We start from the raw sequence: 24,148 nt of genomic DNA, 5'->3' as shown, positions 1-24,148 counted from the left end.
AACGATAGAAAATAACTAATTTATAATGATCTATTATAAATAAATAAATAATTAATTCATCATACATCATATTTTTGTAAATTATTTGATCATTTGTTAATATTTATCCGATTTACAAAAAGGATGAAACAATGAAATATAAATTATTAGCAGGATTAGCTATAACCCTACCAGTCACTTCTACGGCTTTAACTTTGCAAGGAACTCAAACCTTTTCTGAAAATGTAAATATTCCCATTACGCATAATTACGATGTAAACAATTATGGTACTCATATAGGTATTGATTTAATCAAAAATAGTAACACTATTTTTGAAAAAGATGTCACCATCAAAAAAACGGAGCAAGATGATCTACCGGATCAATCTACTTTTATAGGCATACGCTCACATTATTCCGAAGAAATCAGTTCAACATTAATTAAAGGTAATCTTTTAATTGATATGCAAGGGTATGAAAATTTTCCAATAGATTTGGAAGGAGGTGACTTAACCGTTAATGGAAATTTAACAATTAACTCATCTAATCAAGAATTTGCAACAATTCATTTGGATAATCAAGCCTCGCTAACTGTTAATGGCAAAACAAATATAAGTTTTAGCAATAACCATGAAGACCATACTGCAATGTTTGTTAGAAACTCTTTTATAACATTAAATGACGATTCAGTTATTGATGGTAGCATTTATGTAATTAGTTCTGGTTTAGCAAAAATAAATAATAAATCAATAATAAATGGCACTATTCTTGCGGAATATGGCGGAACTATCATCTTAGATTTAGCCAAAGGGTCAAAAATTACTGGCACCGTTTTAAGTTTTGGCGATCCAGATGATGATGAACCGGAGGAAGGTGAAGATAGAACCGGAATCATAAAAATGAATCTAGCCAAAGGCGCCTTTTGGGAGATTAATGACAAAATTTCCGAAATAACAGAATTATCCGGTCGCGGTGATGTAAAATTTATCAATAATGATAGTGCAGATGATCGCTATGGTGAGCTAAAAATTGAAAGCTTAAAAGGGGAAACAACTTTTCATTTACGTACCGATATTGTGGCACAAAAAGGCGACAAAATTATCATTACAAAAATCCCAGAAGCCATATCTCGCAATACATCAGCCGAAGGTGTGCACACCTTAATTTTAACGAATAATGGTGCAAGTGAAACAACCGGAAAGGAAAAATTAACCTTAGTTGAAATAGATAATCATGCCGCAACCAATACTGCGACTTTTAAAACCAATCACGCAATTGAATTGGGTGGTTACGTTTATCAATTGAATAAACAAGAAAATGAGTGGATCTTAGCCAGCACGGGCAAAAAAGATGATAAAAACATAAATCAAAAACCGCAAATTAGCTCAAGTGCTGATGCGAGTGCAAATTTTCTTAATGCAAATTATTTAATGAGTTATGTAGAAAACCAAACCTTACTTAAACGTTTAGGGGATATGCGTAATAGTGGCGAATTTGGTGATGTGTGGTTAAGAGCTTTTTCAGGTAAATTAGACTCTTTCGCTGGTGGTAATTTAAGTAAATTTGATATGAATTATCATGGATTCCAATTTGGTATTGATAAACAATTATCTGAACAATCTCCTTTTGTAATTGGTGCTTTTGTTGGTCAGACTTACGGCGATCCAGATTATCGTAAAGGCGATGGCTCTTTAAGATCGTTTAACACCGGTTTGTATGCAACTTATTTAGATAATAACGGCTGGTATATTGATGGTATTGCAAAATATGCTCGTCAAAAGAATCATTTTAAAGTAAAAGATACTGCCAATGATGTGATACAAGGTTCAGGTCGTACCAATGGATTAAGTGCATCGATTGAGTTTGGTAAGAAATTTAGATTCAACAATTTTTATATTGAACCACAGTCACAACTATCATATAGTCATCAAAATGGTAAATTAATTCATGCATCAAATGGACTTAATGTTAAGTTGGGCAACTATAACTCTTTAATGGGCAGAGCATCGGCACTTTTTGGTTATGAAATTAATACTGATAATAGTAAAATCAATCTCTATGCCAAAACAGGCATAATCCGTGAATTCGATGGTGATACTTACTATAAACTTAACACAAGTAGACAGAGCCACTCTTTTAAAGGAAACTGGTGGAATAATAGTGTCGGTATGAGTGCGCAACTCAATCAACAACACACTATTTATTTTGATTTAGAAAGTTCAAAAGGAAATCGGTTCGATCTTTTACAAATTAACGGTGGATATCGTTACTCTTTCTAAATAAAACCACTGTTATAATCATCAATCACATTCCCATTTATCGGGAATGTGATTAAATAAATCAAAGCATTATCTATCATTAAAATAGACATAACTATCTCTCTTTTTTTAAAACATTAATTTATAATAAGTAACAGAAGTAATTTATTAAGCGCTTCACACATTTAGTCAAAATAAATTGACTTTTATATCTTAAATGATAATAATTCTCATTAGCATTTAAAGCAATTGCTTTAACTTTTTAAAATAGTTATGTTGGAGTAGTAATGAAAAGGATTTCACTTTACCTATTCCTTCAATTCAATTACTGTTTTTTTGTATCTTGATTAACCTCAAGAATATATTATACAAAAGGAGTCGCTAATGAAATTCAATTTTCTAAGAAGCCGTGCATCTTTATTAAAGATGCTACTTAGCTCTTTAATCATCCTTACAGGGTTCACTGGTTCAGCCACCGCAGAAGAAAGAAAGTTTAAAGTTGTTACCACATTTACCGTTATTCAAGATATTGCACAAAACGTGGCTGGCGATGCGGCGGATGTCGAATCAATTACCAAAGTCGGCGCTGAAATTCATGAATACGATCCAACACCTCAAGATATTACTAAGGTGCTTTCTGCTGACCTCGTTTTATGGAACGGGCTTAATTTAGAACTTTGGTTTAAACGATTTTATGTCGATATCAAAGATGTTCCTTCGGTTGTTGTAACTGAAGGTATCGAGCCAATGCCGATCCAAGAAGGTAGCTATAAAGGCAATCCCAACCCACATGCATGGATGTCGCCAACTTTAGCGCTAACTTATATCGAAAATATTCGTGCAGCTTTGGTTAAATATGATCCAAAAAATGCCGAAACTTACAATAAAAATGCCGCAGAATATATTGCAAAAATAAAAGCTCTTGATGCGCCACTGCGTGAACGTTTAGCCAAAATTCCGGAATCACAACGTTGGTTAGTCACCAGTGAAGGGGCATTTAGTTATTTGGCAAGGGATTATAATCTTAAAGAAGCCTATTTATGGCCAATCAATGCAGAACAACAAGGCACACCAAAACAAGTAAAAAAATTAATTGATCTCGTTAGAGCAAATCAGATTCCGGTTGTATTTAGTGAAAGCACTATCTCAGATAAACCTGCCAAACAAGTTAGTAAAGAAACCGGTGCCAAATATGGTGGCGTATTATATGTTGATTCGCTTTCAACTCAAGACGGTCCGGTACCCACATATATCGATTTACTGAAAGTTACAGTTGAAACTATTGCTAAGGGGTTTGAAAACTAATGACGCCAATCAGCCTAAACGTTCAAGACATAACTGTGACATATAACAATGGTCACACAGCGATTCATGATGCTAGTTTTAGCTTAACTGGCGGTACCATATGCGCTTTAGTGGGCGTCAATGGTAGCGGAAAATCAACACTGTTTAAAAGCATCATGGGAATGATACGACCAACTAAAGGAAAAGTAACATTTAATGATATCCCGGTCAAACAGGCTTTAAAACAAAATATTATTGCTTACGTGCCGCAAACAGAAGAAGTTGATTGGGATTTTCCGGTATTAGTTTCCGATGTGGTTATGATGGGACGCTATGGGCACATGTCTTTTTTACGCATCGCCAGTCAAGAAGACAAAAAACAGGTCGATCTTGCCCTTGATCGTGTCAATATGCTGGATTTTAAGCATCGCCAAATTGGCGAGCTTTCCGGCGGGCAAAAAAAGCGAGTATTTTTAGCCAGAGCATTAGCCCAACAAGGAAAAGTCTTATTATTAGATGAGCCGTTTACCGGTGTAGATGTGAAAACTGAAAACGCAATTATCGACCTACTAAAAGATCTTCGCAACGATGGGCATTTAATATTAGTTTCAACGCACAATTTAGGCAGTGTGCCGGAATTTTGTGATCAAGTGGTATTGATCAACCAAACTGTACTTGCATTTGGATCAACAGAATCAACTTTCACGCCACAAAATTTAATGACAACCTTTGGTGGTGCCTTACGTTATTTAAGTTTATCAGGGGATAAATTACATGATGATCAAGACCCGCGCAAGGTATCAATATTAACAGATGATGAACGAGCTGCAATCTTCTATGGTGAAGGAAAAAATGATTCACCTCATCAAGATTTACTTATCGAACATCACGGTCATGAACCTAAAGGACAACAATAAATGGAACTACTCCTTGAACCATTCACCTATGGTTTTATGTTGAAAGCCATTTGGGTTAGTAGTATTGTTGGTGGTGCTTGTGCATTTCTATCGGCCTTTTTAATGTTAAAAGGTTGGTCACTTATGGGGGATGCACTTTCACACTCGGTAGTGCCTGGGGTTGCCGGGGCTTATGCACTAGGTTTACCCTACTCTGTTGGTGCATTTTTTACCGGCTTACTGGCAGCATTATCCATAACCATTGTAAGAGCAATTACCCGATTAAAAGAAGATGCCATTATTGGTTTTATCTTTTCGACGTTTTTTGCAATCGGTTTATTAATTATTTCGTTAAATCCTACTTCAGTGAATGCTCAAACCATTATCTTTGGTAATATTTTAGGTATTGATGATAACGATATGTGGCAAGTTCAGATTATTATTCTTGTATCATTTACCTTGCTTCTATTTTGCTGGAAAGACTTATTAGTCGTTTTTTTTGATGAAACACATGCCAGATCTATCGGCCTCAAACCATTGCCACTTAAAATCCTTTTTTTCACTATTTTAAGTGCTTGTACTGTAGCGGCTTTACAAACTGTAGGAGCCATTTTAGTTATTGCAATGGTTGTCACTCCCGGCGCAACCGCATATCTACTAACTAATCGATTTTCACATTTATTGATAATTGCGGTTGTTATTGGAACATTAACCAGTGCAATTGGTGCTTATATCAGTTACTTTTTAGACGGTGAAACAGGTGGGGTAATTGTTACTCTACAAACATTAATCTTTATCACCGCATTTTTATTCGCACCGCAACAAGGATTAATTTCAAACCGTCGAAAAATCAGACAGAGTAAACTAAATAGTGGGGTGAAAATATGACAGATCTATTATGGCAATTTTTTTGTCACCCTTTAACTATTCCGCTTATTCAACGAGCAATCTTAGCTGCTATGGCTACCGGCATTGTTTGTGCACTACTGTCTTGCTTTTTAGTTTTGAAAGGTTGGTCATTAATGGGCGATGCAATTTCACATGCGGTTTTACCCGGTATTGTTCTTGCATTTTTGGCTGGTATTCCGATTATTATTGGAGCATTTTTGTCGGGTCTTTTTTGTTCAGTTGCAACCGGTTATATTAAACAAAACAGTCGAATCAAAGAAGATACTGTAATGGGAATAGTGTTTTCCGGTATGTTTGCATTTGGCTTAGTCCTATTTTCTAAAGTCGATACCTCACAACACTTAAACCACATTCTATTTGGTAGTGTACTAGGTACAAGTTATGATGAGCTTAAGCAAATTATTTTAATTTCTGCAATTGTTTCAATAATCATTATTGTCAAGCGCCGTGATCTTATGCTCTACTGCTTCGATCCGGTGCAAGCCAGAGTCGTTGGCTTACCGGTGAGGCTTTTACATTATGGGCTTTTGAGTATTTTAGCCTTAACCATTGTCGGATCGCTAAAAGCGGCTGGGGTTATCTTGGTTATTGCTATGCTGATTGCACCGGGTATTACGGCATTTTTGATAACTAAACGTTTTGAAAAAATGTTAATTATCGCATTGTTGGTTTCCGTTTTTTCAACGGTTGTCGGGACATTAATTAGTTATCATTTAGATGCTTCAACCAGTGCTTGTATCGTCATTTTACAAGCGGCAATTTTTGTCATTGCTCAGTGCTACTCGTTAATAGTTAACCGCAAATCCAAATCATAAAAAAATTGCGTAAAGGTAAAAGGTTATCTTATTTTTACCTTTACGCAGCACGTATTAAGTTAGTATTAAAAATTATTCATCATCCATATATTTACTGGAGTCAGCATAATTATCAAAACGTGAAAATTGCCCTTGGAATTTCAAGCGAACTTTACCTATCGGACCATTACGCTGTTTTCCTAAAATAATTTCGGCAATGCCTTTATGTTCGGAAGCTTCATTATAAACTTCATCACGATAGATAAACATAATAACATCGGCATCTTGCTCTATAGAGCCTGATTCACGTAAATCAGAGTTAACCGGCCTTTTATCTGCGCGCTGTTCAAGGCTACGATTAAGCTGAGAAAGTGCAACGACAGGAATTTGTAACTCTTTAGCTAATGCTTTTAATGAACGTGATATTTCAGCAATTTCTAACGTTCGATTTTCTGACATGTTCGGTACTCGCATTAACTGCAAATAATCGACCATAATCATACTCAAACCTTTATGCTCACGATAAATACGTCTTGCCCGGGAACGTAACTCCATTGGCGTTAATCCGGATGAATCATCGATATAGATATTTTTTTTCTCAAGCAGTAGTCCCATCGTACTTGAAATTCTAGCCCAATCATCATCTTGCAATTGACCGGTACGGATGCGGGTTTGATCAACGCGAGAAAGCGAAGCCAACATACGCATCATAATTTGTTCTGAAGGCATCTCTAAACTAAATATTAATACCGGCTTTTCTTGCATCATTGCAGCATTTTCGCATAAATTCATCGCAAAGGTTGTTTTCCCCATTGACGGTCTTGCGGCAATAATAATTAAGTCAGAACGTTGTAAACCAGCCGTTTTTTTATCCAAATCTAAGAAACCGGTTGAAACCCCTGTCACACCGTCATGAGGACGTTGAAACAGCTCTTCAATTTTGGCAACGGTGGCCTCTAGCACTTCTGTAATACTTTTAGGGCCTTCGCCTTGTTTAGTTCGACTTTCCGCTATTTGGAATATCTTACTTTCAGCCAAATCTAAAATTTCAGTACTATCACGCCCTTCAGTTGCATAACAGTTGTCAGCAATATCATTTGAGGCGCTTATTAATTCCCGTAAAATAGCTTGCTGACGAATAATGTCACTATAAGCAATGACATTAATTGCACTCGGTGTATTTTTCGAAAGTTCAGCTAAATAAGCAAAACCACCCACATCAGCCAGTAAATCTTTACTTTCCAAACTTTCAGAAAGGGTAATTAAATCAATCGGTGTACCTTTACCGACTAAAGTATGCATTTCGGAAAAAATTAACTGGTGATGACGAGAATAAAAATCCCGTTCAGTAATCATTTCAGCAACTAAATCCCAACGCTGGTTATCGAGCATTAAGCTACCAAGCACAGCTTGTTCTGCCTCAATAGAATGAGGCGGTAATTTTATATTATGTAGCTTAGATTTCTTTGCTTCTTGATTTTTCGAATCTTTACTGGAAATTGTTTCATCAGTATTCATTGCATTCATCTTTTTGTTTAAATTTAATTCGTATTAAGCCAGTAAGCTTACTGTAAAAATAACGGTCCTAAATCACATTTCGGTATTTGATATTCTAATGGATAGTCCACTTGTACTAAATACAACCCTTCGGGTTTAGCCGTAGCAGCAGCTTGCGTTCGATCTTTCGCTTTTAATAAATCATCAATCCATTGTGGAGGTTGATTACCCGCCCCTACTTCTAACAAACTACCAACAATATTTCGCACCATATGATGAACAAAAGCATTAGCTTTAATGTCGACAATTACATATTCGCCTTGTCGACTAACTTCGATATGATGAATATTACGCCAAGGTGTTAAAGATTGACACTGAGCAGCTCTAAACGATGAAAAATCATTTTCACCCAGTAAATATTGAGCCGCCTGATGCATTAAATTTTCATTCAACGGTAAATGGTAATGTGATATACCTTTAGCCAAAATCGCTGGTCGGTAACGATGATTATAAATCACGTACCGATAACGTCGGGCTGTCGCACTAAAACGCGCATGAAAACTTGCTTCAACCGGCAGTGCCCAACGTACTGCAATATTGGCGGGTAAATGAGAATTTACCCCCATTGTCCAAGCACTATCTGAACGCTGCGCTTGTGTTTCAAAGTGAATAACTTGCCCGGTAGCATGAACACCGGCATCAGTTCGTCCAGCACAAAAAACCGAGATAGGTTCATTAGCGACAACAGATAAAGCCGACTCCAATCTTGCTTGAACTGAATCTACAGACTGCTGGCGTTGCCAACCAAAATAGTGACTTCCGTCGTACTGTATACCAAGTGCAATTTTAGAGATAGTCATTAATCAGTATCTCAAGCGTCTCAATTAGCATTAATGCACCTAAATAACGTACATTATCGGCCACAGACCAAAATTGAATTTGTTCATAATGACCGTAGCTATGCCTTAAGTTTGCAATTTTAATCGCCAAATGATCTTCAGATTCCGGACTGACCTCAGTTACTGGCGTAGGTAAATTATCTTCTTGCACTTCTACGCCAAACTCATTAAAACGAGCGACATCTAACTCAATAGGTAAACTGCTTGAAACGTTAATCGCTTGTGCTAATCCATAAAACACTGGCACGATAACTGACTCAATCGAAACAGGTAAATCATAGTTACTCAGTACTTTACGAATTTGATCAACTTGTGTTTTCTCACCTAACATTAAATCCTGATGCTCATGCGATACAGGCAATAAATTGAAAGCGAGTTGCTTGTCAAATAACTCATTATCAACTGGCATACCATTTAACAAACGAGCACTTTGTCCGGCAAGTTCATCGACACCTGGTTTACCATAAAGCGAAGCAGGAATAAAACTGGTCGCATGCAGATTGGTCAATAATTCAATCTCAGTTAACGATGCTACGCAGCGTAAAAGTTGGCATACTGTTGCACTGGCAACAGCAACAATATTTTCATTACGGTATTCAGTTAACACACTATTATTAACTTTAGGTACCACTAATGGAATATGATCTTGCTGAGCAAAATAACCACTGGCATCAATAACTATACAGCCTGACTCTGCTGCAATTTGTGCATATTTTTCACTGGTTTTACTACCAGCCACAAAAAAGGCAAAATGGCATTGGCTAAAGTCCATTTGCGCACTATCAATAACCGTTAGATTTTTACCCGCAAAACGGATAATTTCGCCAGCGCTATTATCGCTACCGACGACATAAAGATTTTCAATTTCAAAACTATTGTTTTGGCTACTACGTTGTTGTAGTAACGCTATTAGCGCAGAACCAACTTGTCCTGTCGCCCCAACAATGGCAATGTTCCATGCAGACATAATCAAACCTAAATTAAAAAAAATTTGTGGTAATTATACCACTATATTACTAAAGATAATGGAAAAAAGATGTGCCAATATTTTGGAACAAAGATCGAAAAAATAATTTTCCAAACATTACAAAAAAACAAATCATTATTAAAGTAATAGGTATAAAAAACAATCTAAACAATCTATCATGTCCAAAGTCACTTTATCGGCTATTGCTAAAAAAGCAAGTCTATCGATTGCTTCTGTTTCTCGAGTTTTAAGAACGCCGAGCATCACATCAGCTCAGACACAATCACGAGTTTACCAAGCAATAGCAGAGTTAAATATTGATGCATCTAACCGCATTACCGCTCAAACAACTGAGATTAAAAGTAATAAAATACTCATACTTGATAACCAGCTTATCAGTAAAAGTTTAATAAATTTTGGCTTAGAAAGCCTATTACAAAAAGAAAATTACCAACTTGAGTATTTAAGATTTTCTTATTATGGTAAGGCAGATATTTATCACTTAGTACAATATATAACTCAACACGCGTTTGCCGGGATTATTATTATTAATGATGCACCCTATTTAGAAAATTTATATCCATTTAAAAAAGCGTTACCACCTATCATTTTCATTAACCACTTTGTCCGTGATTTTTCATGTGTTTACTTTGATCATTTAATGATAGGTTATCAGCTCACCCAATATTTGATTAATCATTATCATAAAAAAATCGCTATTTTGGTTAATGATAAAAACAAATTTAATACGAGTTTACTTTTGCAAGGCTATCAACAGGCTTTATATCGGGGTAATATCTCATTTGATCCTAATTATCTGATTCAAGACTGTTTTACTTATGAACACGGCCGATTAGCGATAAAATCGTTGCTTAACAGTACCAATCCGCCTACTGCTATTATTTGTGATGATATGCTCAGTCTGAACTATCTGGATAAAAAATATATTCATAACCAAAATTATCTATCAAATTATCGTGCCGTTTTTGGCGCATTACATCAAGCAAAGGAGAGCCAATCTCAATTGGCAAAACCTTTGGCTATAACTTATATAAGTCATTTTAAAGAGTTGCAATATAATGAATTAGATACATTAAGTAGAATCAATAAACCATTATTGAAAATGGGCGAAAAAGCTGCGTTGCTAATGTGTGAAACGATCAAAAAAAATATAGCATCACCGCAGCAATGCCATATTATTGATACCGAAAAAATATTTATACACTAAATAAATATGCAAATAGCAAGATAATAAACAGCTTAAGAAACTAAGATGTCGATATTAACCGTTTTGGAGACAATTTATTGAACTGCCAAATACCGGCACCAATAAAATGATTGTCTTGATAAATCCTCACCAATGTTTCAACTGACGTATTATTATCTATAATAATAGTTCGACCGAGTAATATATCACTCCCTTGCGCAGCGTTTAATGTAATCTTAGGGCGATCTTGCAATGGGCTATCAACTGGCAAGAGTAATTGATCTTTGTCGACTATATTTTCCAGTGCCTCGAGTGTCACCATTTTATCAAGAGGATAATTAGAAACTTGTAATCGTCTTAAATAAATCACATGTGCACCACAGCCGAGTAATTCACCTAAATCATCAATAATCGTTCGAATATAAGTCCCTTTAGAGCAATGTATTTCTAACGTTAACTGGTTAGTCGTTGCGTCAAATTCAATAAATTGATTTTCATAAACCGTAATAGGCCTTGCTTCACGTTCAATCACAATGCCTTGGCGAGCATATTCATAAAGCGGTTTACCTTGATACTTCAAGGCCGAAAACATCGTCGGAACTTGTAAAATATCACCACGAAAATGAGTCAGCGCCTGTTCGATTTGTGCTTGATCGATTAACACCGGTTTAGTACAAATAATCTGCCCGTCAGCATCAGATGTATCAGTTCGTTCACCTAATTTAGCAATGACTTTATAACGTTTATCTGAATCTAATAGATATTGAGAAAATTTAGTTGCTTCACCAAAACAGATCGGCAACATGCCAGTTGCTAAAGGATCGAGTGCACCAGTATGCCCGGCTTTTTTAGCATTCAACAGTCGTTTCACTTTTTGCAAAGCATCGTTCGATGTCATACCTTGCGATTTGTCTAACAATAAAACGCCGTGAAGATCACGGCGAGTGTTTTTTATATTTTTCATGTTATTTTTATACTGAAACGTATAGTAAATCTGAAATCTTTTGACAAAATTCAGATTCTATACTTTAACGGTTAATCTTTATGACGTTCATTGTCTTGTTTGATCACATCAGATACCAAATTCGACATCTGCATACCTTTAACAAGTGATTCATCATAAAAAAACTTAATCTCAGGAATAATTCGTAAACGCATTGCTTTGCCAATTAATGACCGAATGTATCCTTTAGCATCATTTAGAACCTTTAAACCTTGCTCAATAACCTGAGGATCGTCATCATTCAAAAAAGTCACAAAAATCTTAGCATAGGAGAGATCACGAGAGATATCTACGCCAGATACAGTTACCATACCTAAACGAGGATCTTTGATTTCTCGTTGAAGAATAATTGCAATCTCTTTTTGCAATTCATGTCCTACCCGAGATGAGCGATTAAAAGTTTTTGCCATATCTATATTCCTTAAAATATGAATAAGCAAGGCGTAAACCTTGCTTATAACATGATAGCGTAATGATTAAATCGTACGCTTGATTTCGATAGTTTCAAATACTTCGATAGTATCGCCAACACGAACATCGTTATAGTTACGTACCCCAATACCACATTCCATACCATTACGGACTTCATTGACATCATCTTTAAAGCGACGTAGTGACTCAAGTTCGCCTTCATAGATAACCACGTTGTCACGTAATACACGAATAGGGTTATGACGTTTAACGACACCTTCAGTTACCATACAACCAGCAATCGCACCAAATTTAGGTGATTTAAACACATCACGCACTTCAGCAAGACCAATAATTTCTTGTTTGTATTCTGGCGCAAGCATACCGCTCATTGCTTGTTTCACTTCGTCAATCAAATCATAAATAACAGAGTAATAACGAAGATCCAAGTTTTCAGATTCAACAACTTTACGTGCTGATGCATCGGCACGAACGTTAAATCCTAAAATAATGGCGTTTGATGCAGCAGCAAGTGATGCGTCGGTTTCGGTGATCCCACCTACGCCTGAACCAATAATTTTAACTTTAACTTCATCGGTTGAAAGTTTAAGTAATGAATCAGAAATCGCTTCAACTGAGCCTTGAACGTCGGCTTTAAGTACGATGTTAAGCTCAGAAACGTCACCTTCGGTCATGTTAGTAAACATGTTTTCCAGTTTCGCTTTTTGTTGGCGAGCTAATTTAACATCACGGAATTTACCTTGACGATAAAGGGCAACTTCACGCGCTTTTTTCTCATCACGAACAACAGTTGCTTCATCACCGGCAGACGGTACACCAGATAGACCTAGTATTTCAACAGGAATAGATGGTCCAGCTTCGGTAACTTCTTTACCTAGTTCATTACGCATTGCACGAATACGTCCATATTCAAATCCACAAAGAACAATATCACCTTTGCGTAACGTACCGGATTGAACAAGCACCGTTGCCACAGAACCACGACCTTTATCAAGGAAAGATTCGATTACAACACCACTTGCCATACCTGATTCATATGCAGTTAGCTCAAGAACTTCGGCTTGCAATAAGATTGCTTCAAGTAACTGGTCAATACCTGTTCCAGCTTTAGCCGAAACATGGACAAATTGCGTATCGCCGCCCCAATCTTCTGACATAACGCCATATTGAGCAAGTTCGCCTTTTACTCTTTCCGGATCAGCTTCAGGCTTATCAATTTTGTTTACGGCAACAACGATAGGTACATTGGCAGCTTTCGCATGTTGAATAGCCTCAATAGTTTGTGGCATCACACCATCGTCAGCAGCGACAACTAATACCACAATATCAGTTGCTTTTGCACCACGAGCACGCATTGAAGTAAATGCGGCATGGCCTGGTGTATCTAAAAAGGTAATTTCGCCATTGGCTGTTTTAACATGATAAGCACCAATGTGCTGGGTAATACCACCAGCTTCGCCAGATGCCACTTTAGCTTTTCGGATATAGTCAAGCAATGAGGTCTTACCATGGTCAACGTGACCCATAATTGTCACAACCGGCGCACGAGATACTTTTTCAGCACCTGTATCACGATCGCTCATCAATGATTCTTCAAGCTCATTTTCACGACGCAGAACCACTTTATGTCCCATTTCTTCCGCAACTAATTGTGCGGTTTCTTGATCAATAACTTGATTGATAGTTGCCATAGCACCCATTTTCATCATAGTTTTGATCACTTCGGAACCTTTTACGGCCATTTTGTTAGCAAGTTCAGCAACGGTAATGGTTTCACCAATAATGACATCACGATTGACAGCTTGAACGGGTTTATTAAAGCCTTGTTGTAAAGTGCTTTTCCCTTTCTTTTTATTATTACCACGAGTAACCGCACGAGCTTCTTCACGCTCAGCTTTGCCTTCAGATAATTTACTGCCTTTTTTCTGTTTAGTTTGCTTGGTATTGCGACCACGGCCACGAGCACTTTCAACTTCGCGATCGGTATCATCTTCTGCCGCACGTGCATATTTAGAAGTGGTGACATGATAATCTTCTTCATCACCATTATCACTTTCCTCAACATCACTATATTGCTCAGCTAATTTACGTGCTTCTTCAGCCATACGTTTAGCTTCTTCTTCGAGCTTACGACGATTTTCTTCCTCGGCTTTACGTTTGATTTCGTTCGCTTCGGCTTCTAAACGTGCTTTTTCTTCTTGTGCTTTTTTCACTTTCGGATCAATTGGCTGTTCTTGTGCTACTTTCGCTTTTTGTTCCTGACTGCGTTTTTTAGCTTCTGCTTCTTCACGCTTTTTCGCCTCTTGTGCGGCTAGCTTTTCTTTTTCTTCAGCTTCTTTGCGTGCTTTTAATTCCGCTTCTTGTTTTGCTTTTTGTTCAGCTTCAAGGCGAGCCTTTTCTTGCTCGGCAGCAAGTTCAGCAGGGTCACGTTTAACAAAAGTGCGTTTTTTACGTACTTCTACTTTAATTTCTTTACTCTTTCCACCGCCACTTGACACATTCAAAGTGGAATGCGTTTTACGTTGCAACGTTAATTTAGTTGGGCCTTGCTGAGGATTTAAGTGCGCAAGCAAAGCCTCTTTTTCCTTTTGAGTAACAGTATCAGATGCAGTTTTTTTCATCCCTGCATCGGCAAACTGTTGCAAAAGTGTTTGCACTGGAGTATTTATTTCTTGAGCCAGTGTTTCGATTGATACTTTGGTCATGTATTACTTTCCCTCAATTATTCATTTGCAAACCAACAAATATTACGTGCAGCCATAATAAAATCGCCAGCTTGTTTGCTTGTTAAACCTTCAATATCAGCAAGATCATCTGTACCTTGTTCAGCTAAATCTTCCAACGTAATAACATCATGTTGGGCTAATTGATAGGCTAATTCTTGTGTCATACCTGGTAGATCTAATAAATCTTGAGCAGGTCTTTTATCACCACTATGAGCAAGCGCAATAGTTGTTAGTGCATCTTTTGCTCGGTTTCTTAATGCTTCAACCAGCTCTTCATCAAGTTCTTCAATTTCAAGTAACTCATCAACTGGCACATAAGCAAGTTCTTCTAACGAGGTAAAGCCTTCTTCTACTAAAAGTTGGGCTAAACCTTCGTCAATATCTAAATGTTTCATTAAATTACTGATAGCGGCAAACGATTCTGCATGATGTTTTTCTTGCAAATCTTCAGTGCTCATCACATTTAATGTCCAACCGGTAAGTTGTGAAGCTAAACGAATGTTTTGACCATTACGACCAATGGCTTGTGGCAATGTATCAGCATTGACTGCAACATCCATGGTATGTTTATCTTCATCAACAACGATAGACACAACATCAGCAGGTGCCATAGCATTAATGACATACTGTGCCGGGTTATCATCCCATAAAACGATATCGATACGCTCACCACCAAACTCATTTGATACCGCTTGAACACGTGCACCACGCATCCCAACACAAGCACCAACCGGATCGATACGGCGATCATTGCTGCTAACAGCGATTTTAGCGCGCGAACCAGGATCACGTGCCACACCTTTAATATCGATCATCTCTTCGCCAATTTCTGGCACTTCGATGCGGAAAAGTTCTTCCATCATTTGAGGATTAGAACGGCTCACACAAAGTTGGGCTGGCTTATTATCTTGTTCAACAAGATATAAAATACCTCGAACACGGTCACCAATTCGGAAATTTTCACGTGGTAACATATCATGACGTGACATCATAGCATCAGCATTGTTACCTAAATCAAGAATAACGCTATCGCGATTTGTCTTTTTAACTATACCTGTAACAATATCACCAATTCGATTTCTGAACATGTCAATTACCATTGCACGTTCAGCTTCACGGACTTTTTGTACGATGACTTGTTTAGCCGTTTGCGTTGTTATACGGTCAAATGCTACAGACTCAATTTGTTCCTGCACATAGTCACCAACTTGCACTGTTGGGTCTTCATACTGCGCAGCTTCGAGTGTCATTTCTTTAGTCGGTTGTGTGACTTCATTAACCACTTGCCAACGGCGAAACGTGTCATAATCACCTGTTTTGTGATCAATTTTAACAACAACATCAATATCTACCGCATGTTTCTTTTTGGTTGCTGTCGCTAATGCTGTCTCTAGCGCTTCAAAAATTTTGTCTCGCGTTAGTGCTTTTTCATTTGATACCGCTTCAACAACAGCTAAAATTTCTTTATTCATCCTTTACACCCGTACTCTATTTAAGGTTAAAATTCGGTACAATATTTGCTTTTTGAATATTACTAAAAGCAAATACTTCATCACTACCATCCACGGTCAATGTAATCATTTCATTTTCGATAGACTTAATTCGTCCTTTCCACTTACGACGATTTGCAACTGCAATACGCAAACTAACCGTGATTTCTTCGCCGATAAAACGTTGATAATGTTCAATTGTAAACAGTGGTCTATCCATACCCGGCGATGACACTTCAAGATTGTAGGCATCTTTGATAGGATCTTCGACATCAAGTACTGCGCTAATTTGTCGACTAACATCAGCACAATCATCAACAGTAATACCATTTTCACTATCAATATAAACTCGTAACACTGGGTAACGGCCACGAATGTATTCAATACCGACCAGTTCAAAACCAAGTGCATTGACTGGTTCTTGAATGATATCGGTCAATTGCTGTTCTATATTAGCCAAACAAACCTCCACTGCAGAAAATAAAAAAGGGCATAAAGCCCAACATTCCTTTTAAACTTACGCTTAAATTATTACATACAAAAAAGCCTCGACAAGCGAGGCTACATTCAAAACAAACTATAATGAAGCCACTTGATATGAACTTTCAGACAATAATAGGATAGTTAATATATGAATGAAAATTTAAAGTGGTTGCGGGGGCTGGATTTGAACCAACGACCTTCGGGTTATGAGCCCGACGAGCTACCAAGCTGCTCCACCCCGCGATAGATGGCTGAAGATTATACTGTATTTTCCAAAAAATGCAACCCAAAATCACAGTGATTTTGGTAATTACGCTTAAACTAAGTGAAAAATATCACCCCAAATTTTGTTGCTATTTTAACCATAACTGAACAATATCTGAATCTCATTATGGGTGCTATTTTCCACTTTTCAAGTCAGCAGGCATAGCTGACCAATTCGCTAAAAAACTACTGAGCGGTTGCCATTTTCATACTTTTAACAAAGTGGGCTAACTCATCAAGCATTTTTTCAGGATTATCTAAGTTTTTCTCAATTAGTTTTACAGTAGCTGAGCCGGCAATGGCGCCTGCTGCACCGGATTGAATCGCTTCGCTTACTTGACTAGGATCGGAGATACCAAATCCTTGTATAGCCGGCGGTGCATTAAATTCAACCAATTTTTTTAATAAATGGGTGAGCGGTTTATTGGCTCTGTTTTCTGTTCCGGTCACACCAGCACGAGATACTAAATAAGTATAACCCTTACCTTGTTGGGCAATTTTTTTCATGACTTCATCATCAGCATTCGGTGGACAGATAAATATTGGGGCAATGCCATGTTTTTCTGCATACTGAGTGAATTCTGAAGCATATTCCACCGGTAAATCAGCAATTAAAACTGAGTCGACACCTGCTTGGGCGCATTTGGCATAGAAGTTATCAATGCCTTGTTTGAAAACTAAATTTGCATAAATCAATAGCCCGATAGGAATATCGGCATTATCTTTTCTGATTTGAGTTAATATAGCAAAACATTTATCCACAGTGATTCCACCATGAAAAGCCCGAATATTGGAATTTTGAATGGTTGGTCCATCGGCCATAGGATCAGAAAATGGTATTCCTAGCTCCAACGCATCCGCGCCGGCATCGATTAGAGTCTGTATAATTTTTAATGAAAGCTCAGGATTAGGATCGCCAACTGGCACAAAAGGAACAAATGCACCTCTTTTATCTTGTTTTAATTTATCAAATAGTTTTTGATAACGGTTCATTCGACTTCTCCTTTTGCTTTTAAAATATCATAAACAGTAAAGATATCTTTATCCCCTCGACCAGAGAGATTGACAATCAATAATTGCTCTTTATTTGGATTTTCTTTGATCATCTTAAGTGCATAAGCTAATGCATGAGACGATTCTAACGCCGGAATAATACCTTCACTACGTGATAATGCTTTGAACGCATCTAAAGCTTCATCATCAGTAATCGACACATAATCTGCTCGGCCAATACTATCTAAATAAGCATGCTGTGGCCCGACAGACGGAAAATCCAAACCGGCTGAAATCGAGTATGATTCTTCAATTTGCCCTTCATCTGTTTGCATCATTGGGGATTTCATTCCAAAGTAGATACCCAGTTTTCCATGTTTTAACGATGCACCATGTTCGCCACTTTCAATACCATGACCACCCGGCTCTACACCAATTAATCTAACCGATTTATCTTCGATAAAATTCGCAAACATGCCTATAGCATTCGAGCCACCGCCAACACAAGCAATAACCGCATCAGGTAACCGCCCTTCTTTTTCAAGGATTTGCTGTTTTGCTTCACGGCTAATCATTTGCTGAAATTCACGTACAATAGTTGGGAAAGGGTGTGGGCCTGCGGCAGTACCTAACATATAGTGTGCTTTTTCGTAGCTGCCAGACCAGTCACGCAAAGCCTCATTACAGGCATCTTTTAACGTCGCAGAGCCAGTTTCAACCGGAATCACTGTCGCCCCCATTAATCGCATTCTAAACACATTAGGCGCTTGACGTTTTACATCTTTTGCACCCATGTAAATTCGACACTTTAAGCCCAGTAAAGCACAAGCCAAAGCTGAAGCCACGCCATGTTGTCCTGCGCCCGTTTCGGCAATAATTTCCGTTTTTCCCATTCTTTTAGCCAGTAACGCCTGCCCTAAAACTTGATTTGTTTTATGCGCCCCACCATGCACCAGATCTTCTCGCTTTAAATAAAGTTTAGTTTTACTGCCGGCAGTTAAATTTTTACATAAGGTCAGTGCAGTAGGCCGACCGGCATAATTTACTAAAAGATCATTAAACTCTTTTTGGAAACCGGGATCATTAATTGCTGATATAAAGGCATCCTCAAGTTGCTCAAGCACTGGCATTAATATTTGGGGAACATATTGCCCACCAAATTCACCAAAGTAAGGATTTAATTTAGACATAACAATTCCTTTTTTAATTTAATTTAATTTGTTCAAATACGGCTGTAATTTTTTGTTTGTCTTTAATGCCGGGTGACGCTTCTACACCAGAGTTAAGATCAACACCAATGACATTTGTTGCTAAGGCAGATTTTATATTTTGAGGATTAATGCCACCTGCTAAAATCACATTATCTAAATTGTGACCATTTAACAAAGACCAATCAAAACACTCACCTGTTCCACCCGCACCATTATCAAAAATATAGCGACTCACCAAAGGATTATGATGCTGAGGAATCACGCTACTAATGCTTATTGCCTGCCAAATTTGGCACGATTGAGGCAGTTGTTGGCGTAAAGCTTGTAGATAGTTATCATCTTCACCACCATGCAACTGAACAGCATAAAGCGATAACTGCTGGGATATTTGGCTAACTTGACTAACGCTCTCGTTTTTAAAGACCCCAACCCAATTAAGTGGTGCTGCTGCGATGACAGAACGAGCTTTTATTGGTGAAATATAGCGTGGTGATGTAGGTGCAAAAATTAAACCACCATATACCGCACCCGACTGATAAGCAGCGACAGCATCTTCAGCTCGGGTTAAACCGCATACTTTATTTTCACCAAACATTACTTTTCTAATCGCTAATGTTAAATTTGATTCAGACATTAAGGCACTACCAATCAAAAAACCATGGGCATAGGCACTTAATTCCTTGACTTGATTATGCGTGTAAATACCCGATTCGCTGATAATAATACGATCATCAGGAATAGTTTTAGCGAGAGTTTTTACCCGATTTAGATCAACACTCAAATCACGCAAATTCCGATTATTGATTCCAATCACCTTAGCACCAAGCGCAATTGCCCGTTCGACCTCTTGTTCGCAACTTGCCTCAGTTAATATCCCCATATTGAGTTGATGCGCAATTTCACTTAAATAACGATACTCATCATCAGATAAAACAGACAACATTAATAAAATTGCATCGGCTTGATAATGACGGGCTAAATAGATTTGGTATTCATCGATAATAAAGTCTTTACAAAGAACGGGTTGAGTTACTTCATTGCGGACTATTGGCAAAAACTCAAAACTACCCTGAAAATATTTTTCATCTGTTAGCACCGAAATAGCCGAAGCATAATCTTTATAAACTTTAGCAATATTAGCGGGATCAAAATCATCACGAATCAATCCTTTAGACGGCGACGCTTTTTTGCACTCTAAAATAAACACAGTTTTAGGCTGACTTAATGCTTGATAAAAATCACGATCGCTCGGTTTTATAGCCGATTTAAATGTTTCTAACGGCTTTATTGCTTGTTGCTCGGTTAACCATACCTGTTTATCATCGATGATCTTTTTTAATACCGTCGCCATTTCAACATTTTTGGTCAATGCTGCAATTGCCATAACACTCTCCCTTCCTATCTCGCCGCTAATTGTTGTAAAAGCGAATAAGCTTTGCCACTACGCATCATATCAATGGCCTGTTTAGCGTTTTGTTTTAAATCTGTTTGACCAAACAAACTCATTAACATTGCGACATTAGCTGCAATAGCCGCTTCGTGAGCTGGTTTGCCGTGCCCTTGTAAAATTGCGATTAACATATCACGATTCATCTCTGGAGTGCCACCTTCAATATCTTTTAAGGCATACGTATTGAGTCCAAAATCTTGTGGCGTCAACGTAAAATAACGGATTTCACCATTTTTAACTTCGGCAACTTGAGTATCACCATGAATAGCAACCTCGTCCATACCTGCGCCATGAACCACATAAGCATGAGTATAACCTAGCATTTTTAACGTTTCGGCAATCGGTTTAATCAAATCCGGATGGTAAACACCTAATAAAATACGTTTTGGTCTGGACGGATTAATCAACGGTCCCAATACATTAAAGATTGTTCTTGTTTTTAACTGTTGGCGAACTGGGGCTGCATGGCGAAAACCGGTGTGATATTGTTGCGCAAATAAGAAACAGACACCAAGCTCATCTAACGCCTTGCGTGACGCTTCGGCTGGCATATTTAATTTAATCCCTAAAGCCGATAAGACATCTGATGAACCGGATTTACTCGATACCCCACGATTACCATGTTTTGCCACTTTATAGCCTAAGGCAGCGGCAACAAAAGCGCTGGCTGTTGAAATATTAATACTATTAGTTCCGTCACCGCCAGTTCCCACTATATCGGTAAAATCATAATCCGGAATATCGAAACTATCAGCATTTTCAAGTAATGCTTGAGCCGCTCCCGCTATCTCATCAGGTTTTTCACCACGAACTTTCATACTAATCACTGCGGTGGCAAGTACTGTAGGCTCAATTTTTCCTTGAATAATCAGATTAAACAGCATTTTACTCTCTTCTTGAGTTAATACTTGTCCTAAATACAATTTATTAAGGATTGGTTGAATATTGTATTCTTGTTTATCAACTATCGCTTCTTGTTTTGGTTGTACTTGAGGTTGTGGCGGATTAAGTGCCCATTCAATCGTCTGTTCTAATAGTTTTACACCTTGAATAGTTAAAATTGATTCGGGATGAAACTGAAAACCGCAAACTCGGTCTTGGTCGTTACGTACAGCCATAACAATATTATTGCAAAGGGCATTAATCGTTAATGTTTTAGGAATATTTTCCCCTTTTAATGAATGATAACGAGCAACCGGTAATGGATTAGGTAACCCTTTAAACATTGCTTGTTCATCGTGTTCTATCAGTGAAGCTTTACCATGCAAAATATCACCAGCAGGCACGATAGTACCACCGTAAGACTCAACAATGGCTTGATGACCTAGACAAATACCAATGATTGGTAACTGCCCTTTTAAACGTTTAAGCAGTTCTGGCATACAGCCTGCTTCGCTGGGCGCACCAGGTCCAGGGGATAACATTAAAATAGGGTTATGCATTTGAGATAATTTTTCGATAATGACATCGGCAGGTATCGTATTACGATAAATCGTCACACAATGTTTGCTATTACGTAATTGATCGACTAAGTTATAAGTGAATGAATCCACATTATCAATAAATAAAATATTAGCCATTAAAATACTCCTTCTACATTATGTGCTGCCATAATTGCTCGCACGACTGCACGTGCTTTGTTACGGGACTCATCGGACTCTAATTGAGGTTCAGAATCTAAAACCACACCAACCCCAGCTTGAACGGTTGCAATTCCGTTTTCAACATAGGCACTTCGAATAACAATACAAGTATCAAGATCGCCATTAGCGGTAAAATAACCTACAGCACCGGCATAACTCCCTCGTTTAACTTTCTCCAATTCAGCTATCAACTGCATTGCCCGAACTTTTGGAGCACCGGTCAAAGTTCCCATATTCATCGTAGCTCTATAAGCATGTAAGGCATCTAAATCATGACGCAGTTGACCCACAACTCTTGACACTAAGTGCATAACAAAAGAGTAACGGTCTACTTTTAATAGTTCCTTGGTGTAACGCGTGCCGGGCTGGCAAATTCTCGCTAAATCGTTCCGTGCTAAATCAACTAACATTAAATGTTCAGCCAGTTCTTTTTTATCTGTTCGCATCTCAAGCTCTAATCGACTATCAAGATCATGATCGACTTCGCCGTTCTGTTTTAAGCCTCGAGGGCGAGTACCGGCAGTTGGATAGATTTCAACTTGATTAGTCGCCTTAGTATATTTAAGTGCACTTTCAGGAGATGCACCAAATAACACAAAATCCTTATCTTGCATATAGAACATATAAGGACTTGGGTTACTGGCTTTTAAAACTTGATAAGCCGATAATGGTGCCGGACAAGGTAATGAAAAACGTCTGGATGGTACAGCCTGAAAGATTTCACCTTGCTCAATCGCATCCTGCATTTTTTTAACTGCTGTATTGAAATCGTCATCACTTTTATTACACATTACTTTAACATTTGCCAGTGATTGGGTCTTAATCGGTTTAACGGGTTGTTTCAACATTGACTGTAATTCAGAAAATCTACCAGTTAATCGTGAAATTTCTTTGTCGTCAGAAGTAAAAGCGGTAGCTTTGAAAATTGATACATGGGATTGGTGATTAATTTCTAATAGGGTTTCTGCTAAGTAAAAGCAGAAATCTTCACAATGTTGTTCCGTTGGTAAAATCGGTAAGTTTTCAAAACCTGCAACTAAGTCATAACTAAATAGGCCACCAACAAAAACGGCATCGGCATGGCTGTGTTGTGGAATGTTAACCAGATTTAGCAAAGCCCGTAATGCATCAAAAATGGATTGTGATTTTAAGCGAGAATCCTCATCTTGCAGATCATCTACAGCAGGAAAAACCAACGTTAATTTTTGGGGAGTAACAAGCTTTTGTTCGACACTATCTGAAAAAGTATTTTGCAATAAAGGCAACAGTTTTTCACCATTGGTTGTCAATGCCTCAAAAGTCACTTCGTTATTTAACGCCGATATGCGCATCGCACTATCGACAATCATCACACTTTTAATACCTTGCTTGTTATCAATTTCCGCTGATTCTAACAACAATGTTGCTGGTCGATTATCACATAATTGATTAAACACTTGAGTCGGATCTTTTAGATAATCAATAGTCTTGGTTATCTGGGTTAACGTTGGCTTATTCATTGTTGACTCTCCTATTATGCAAATTTTTATTTAGAATTTATTTTTTAACTTATCAGAAACTAAAAAACCCGCAGTTAGCGGGTTTAAGAAAAAACAATAATTCATCACATCACCCGCAAAAAAGTAATGCGCCACCAATCAAAGCTAGTGAACATACGGGTAGTTAAGCGTAAATATTGTGTTTTCATTTTAGTTATCAGTTTTAAATAAATTTTGTACTATTAAACTAGTTCATTAGTTTATTGTCAAGAGGATATTTTGTGT

19 protein-coding genes and 1 tRNA gene are annotated in these 24,148 nt (G+C 37.7%); 6 read left to right on the top strand and 14 right to left on the bottom strand.

All coding sequences use genetic code 11. The features are described from left to right. Window positions 1-131 precede the first annotated feature (131 nt). The 5 genes from J3U74_RS02035 to J3U74_RS02015 all read left to right on the top strand — a co-directional run bounded on the left by J3U74_RS02035 (window position 132) and on the right by J3U74_RS02015 (window position 6,141). Window positions 132-2,258, top strand: coding sequence for an autotransporter outer membrane beta-barrel domain-containing protein (locus J3U74_RS02035; RefSeq protein ID WP_267329800.1), 2,127 nt, complete (start codon window positions 132-134; stop codon window positions 2,256-2,258). A gap of 405 nt (window positions 2,259-2,663) precedes the next feature. Beyond that, window positions 2,664-3,542: a metal ABC transporter substrate-binding protein gene (locus tag J3U74_RS02030; protein ID WP_267329849.1), complete on the top strand. Its 879-nt coding sequence runs from the start codon at window positions 2,664-2,666 to the stop codon at window positions 3,540-3,542. After that, complete coding sequence (locus J3U74_RS02025) at window positions 3,542-4,438, top strand: manganese/iron ABC transporter ATP-binding protein (protein WP_267329799.1); 897 nt, start codon at window positions 3,542-3,544, stop codon at window positions 4,436-4,438. Before J3U74_RS02030 ends, J3U74_RS02025 begins: the two co-directional genes overlap by 1 nt. Continuing rightward, window positions 4,439-5,305, top strand: coding sequence for a metal ABC transporter permease (locus J3U74_RS02020; protein ID WP_220217789.1), 867 nt, complete (start codon window positions 4,439-4,441; stop codon window positions 5,303-5,305). It begins immediately after the preceding gene. Continuing rightward, window positions 5,302-6,141, top strand: coding sequence for a metal ABC transporter permease (locus tag J3U74_RS02015; protein ID WP_267329798.1), 840 nt, complete (start codon window positions 5,302-5,304; stop codon window positions 6,139-6,141). The genes J3U74_RS02020 and J3U74_RS02015 overlap by 4 nt, the downstream gene beginning before the upstream one ends. A 72-nt stretch (window positions 6,142-6,213) precedes the next feature. Here the strand turns inward: J3U74_RS02015 and dnaB are convergent, their stop codons facing one another. Genes dnaB through J3U74_RS02000 form a run of 3 tightly spaced genes read right to left on the bottom strand, consistent with a single transcriptional unit; the run spans window position 6,214 to window position 9,483 of the window. Next, complete coding sequence (gene dnaB, locus J3U74_RS02010; protein ID WP_267329797.1) at window positions 6,214-7,638, bottom strand: replicative DNA helicase; 1,425 nt, start codon at window positions 7,636-7,638, stop codon at window positions 6,214-6,216. A 47-nt stretch (window positions 7,639-7,685) separates the two neighbouring features. Continuing rightward, window positions 7,686-8,477 carry a tRNA pseudouridine(38-40) synthase TruA gene (truA, locus tag J3U74_RS02005; protein WP_267329796.1) on the bottom strand — a complete coding sequence of 264 codons (792 nt, stop codon included), beginning with the start codon at window positions 8,475-8,477 and terminating at the stop codon, window positions 7,686-7,688. Beyond that, a complete protein-coding gene (locus J3U74_RS02000; RefSeq protein WP_220217793.1) occupies window positions 8,464-9,483 on the bottom strand; it encodes an aspartate-semialdehyde dehydrogenase in 1,020 nt (339 codons plus the stop codon). The genes truA and J3U74_RS02000 overlap by 14 nt, the downstream gene beginning before the upstream one ends. A gap of 178 nt (window positions 9,484-9,661) precedes the next feature. On the opposite strand from J3U74_RS02000, the gene J3U74_RS01995 reads away from it, so the two are divergent. Then, the gene (locus J3U74_RS01995) at window positions 9,662-10,711 is read left to right on the top strand and encodes a LacI family DNA-binding transcriptional regulator (protein ID WP_267329795.1); all 1,050 of its coding nucleotides are present in this window, start codon (window positions 9,662-9,664) and stop codon (window positions 10,709-10,711) included. 40 nt (window positions 10,712-10,751) lie between these two features. Here J3U74_RS01995 and truB read toward each other — a convergent pair whose 3' ends face one another. The 11 genes from truB to J3U74_RS01940 all read right to left on the bottom strand — a co-directional run bounded on the left by truB (window position 10,752) and on the right by J3U74_RS01940 (window position 23,884). Continuing rightward, window positions 10,752-11,654, bottom strand: a complete 903-nt coding sequence (gene truB, locus J3U74_RS01990) for a tRNA pseudouridine(55) synthase TruB (protein ID WP_267329794.1) — start codon at window positions 11,652-11,654, stop codon at window positions 10,752-10,754. Between the two features lie 71 nt (window positions 11,655-11,725). Next, on the bottom strand, window positions 11,726-12,103 hold the full coding sequence (rbfA, locus tag J3U74_RS01985) for a 30S ribosome-binding factor RbfA (protein ID WP_220217796.1): 378 nt from the start codon (window positions 12,101-12,103) through the stop codon (window positions 11,726-11,728). A 66-nt stretch (window positions 12,104-12,169) separates the two neighbouring features. Beyond that, a complete protein-coding gene (gene infB / locus J3U74_RS01980) occupies window positions 12,170-14,830 on the bottom strand; it encodes a translation initiation factor IF-2 (protein ID WP_220217797.1) in 2,661 nt (886 codons plus the stop codon). Between the two features lie 17 nt (window positions 14,831-14,847). Next, complete coding sequence (gene nusA / locus J3U74_RS01975; RefSeq protein ID WP_267329793.1) at window positions 14,848-16,323, bottom strand: transcription termination factor NusA; 1,476 nt, start codon at window positions 16,321-16,323, stop codon at window positions 14,848-14,850. 16 nt (window positions 16,324-16,339) lie between these two features. Then, window positions 16,340-16,801: a ribosome maturation factor RimP gene (gene rimP / locus J3U74_RS01970; RefSeq protein ID WP_220217799.1), complete on the bottom strand. Its 462-nt coding sequence runs from the start codon at window positions 16,799-16,801 to the stop codon at window positions 16,340-16,342. 189 nt (window positions 16,802-16,990) lie between these two features. Continuing rightward, window positions 16,991-17,067: transfer RNA gene (locus tag J3U74_RS01965), tRNA-Met, on the bottom strand. A 207-nt stretch (window positions 17,068-17,274) separates the two neighbouring features. Next, complete coding sequence (gene trpA / locus J3U74_RS01960; protein ID WP_267329792.1) at window positions 17,275-18,081, bottom strand: tryptophan synthase subunit alpha; 807 nt, start codon at window positions 18,079-18,081, stop codon at window positions 17,275-17,277. Continuing rightward, entirely contained in the window at window positions 18,078-19,271 is a 1,194-nt protein-coding gene (gene trpB, locus J3U74_RS01955) for a tryptophan synthase subunit beta (RefSeq protein ID WP_255556117.1), read from the bottom strand. The genes trpA and trpB overlap by 4 nt, the downstream gene beginning before the upstream one ends. Window positions 19,272-19,284: 13 nt before the next feature. Continuing rightward, window positions 19,285-20,676 carry a bifunctional indole-3-glycerol-phosphate synthase TrpC/phosphoribosylanthranilate isomerase TrpF gene (trpCF, locus tag J3U74_RS01950; RefSeq protein ID WP_324099769.1) on the bottom strand — a complete coding sequence of 464 codons (1,392 nt, stop codon included), beginning with the start codon at window positions 20,674-20,676 and terminating at the stop codon, window positions 19,285-19,287. A 14-nt stretch (window positions 20,677-20,690) separates the two neighbouring features. Continuing rightward, window positions 20,691-22,322, bottom strand: coding sequence for a bifunctional anthranilate synthase glutamate amidotransferase component TrpG/anthranilate phosphoribosyltransferase TrpD (gene trpD / locus J3U74_RS01945; RefSeq protein WP_267329791.1), 1,632 nt, complete (start codon window positions 22,320-22,322; stop codon window positions 20,691-20,693). Beyond that, window positions 22,322-23,884 (bottom strand): anthranilate synthase component 1, encoded by a 1,563-nt coding sequence (locus tag J3U74_RS01940; protein ID WP_267329790.1) that lies wholly within the window; start codon window positions 23,882-23,884, stop codon window positions 22,322-22,324. Before J3U74_RS01940 ends, trpD begins: the two co-directional genes overlap by 1 nt. Window positions 23,885-24,148: the final 264 nt, after the last annotated feature.

It is taken from the genome of Gilliamella sp. B3892 (assembly GCF_026536305.1).
Classification (GTDB): Bacteria; Pseudomonadota; Gammaproteobacteria; order Enterobacterales; family Orbaceae; genus Gilliamella.
The sequence above is the reverse complement of the archived record's forward strand: the minus strand, read 5'-3'. Positions and strand labels throughout refer to the sequence as shown.

Excerpts from the sequence above, each read along its gene's own strand:
- J3U74_RS02035 (WP_267329800.1), top strand. The coding sequence starts at position 132 with ATGAAATATAAATTATTAGCAGGATTAGCTATAACCCTACCAGTCACT.
- J3U74_RS02030 (WP_267329849.1), top strand. The coding sequence starts at position 2,664 with ATGCTACTTAGCTCTTTAATCATCCTTACAGGGTTCACTGGTTCAGCC.
- J3U74_RS02025 (WP_267329799.1), top strand. The coding sequence starts at position 3,542 with ATGACGCCAATCAGCCTAAACGTTCAAGACATAACTGTGACATATAAC.
- J3U74_RS02020 (WP_220217789.1), top strand. The coding sequence starts at position 4,439 with ATGGAACTACTCCTTGAACCATTCACCTATGGTTTTATGTTGAAAGCC.
- J3U74_RS02015 (WP_267329798.1), top strand. The coding sequence starts at position 5,302 with ATGACAGATCTATTATGGCAATTTTTTTGTCACCCTTTAACTATTCCG.
- dnaB (WP_267329797.1), bottom strand. The coding sequence starts at position 7,638 with ATGAATACTGATGAAACAATTTCCAGTAAAGATTCGAAAAATCAAGAA.
- truA (WP_267329796.1), bottom strand. The coding sequence starts at position 8,477 with ATGACTATCTCTAAAATTGCACTTGGTATACAGTACGACGGAAGTCAC.
- J3U74_RS02000 (WP_220217793.1), bottom strand. The coding sequence starts at position 9,483 with ATGTCTGCATGGAACATTGCCATTGTTGGGGCGACAGGACAAGTTGGT.
- J3U74_RS01995 (WP_267329795.1), top strand. The coding sequence starts at position 9,662 with ATGTCCAAAGTCACTTTATCGGCTATTGCTAAAAAAGCAAGTCTATCG.
- truB (WP_267329794.1), bottom strand. The coding sequence starts at position 11,654 with ATGAAAAATATAAAAAACACTCGCCGTGATCTTCACGGCGTTTTATTG.
- rbfA (WP_220217796.1), bottom strand. The coding sequence starts at position 12,103 with ATGGCAAAAACTTTTAATCGCTCATCTCGGGTAGGACATGAATTGCAA.
- infB (WP_220217797.1), bottom strand. The coding sequence starts at position 14,830 with ATGACCAAAGTATCAATCGAAACACTGGCTCAAGAAATAAATACTCCA.
- nusA (WP_267329793.1), bottom strand. The coding sequence starts at position 16,323 with ATGAATAAAGAAATTTTAGCTGTTGTTGAAGCGGTATCAAATGAAAAA.
- trpA (WP_267329792.1), bottom strand. The coding sequence starts at position 18,081 with ATGAACCGTTATCAAAAACTATTTGATAAATTAAAACAAGATAAAAGA.
- trpB (WP_255556117.1), bottom strand. The coding sequence starts at position 19,271 with ATGTCTAAATTAAATCCTTACTTTGGTGAATTTGGTGGGCAATATGTT.
- trpCF (WP_324099769.1), bottom strand. The coding sequence starts at position 20,676 with ATGGCAATTGCAGCATTGACCAAAAATGTTGAAATGGCGACGGTATTA.
- trpD (WP_267329791.1), bottom strand. The coding sequence starts at position 22,322 with ATGGCTAATATTTTATTTATTGATAATGTGGATTCATTCACTTATAAC.
- J3U74_RS01940 (WP_267329790.1), bottom strand. The coding sequence starts at position 23,884 with ATGAATAAGCCAACGTTAACCCAGATAACCAAGACTATTGATTATCTA.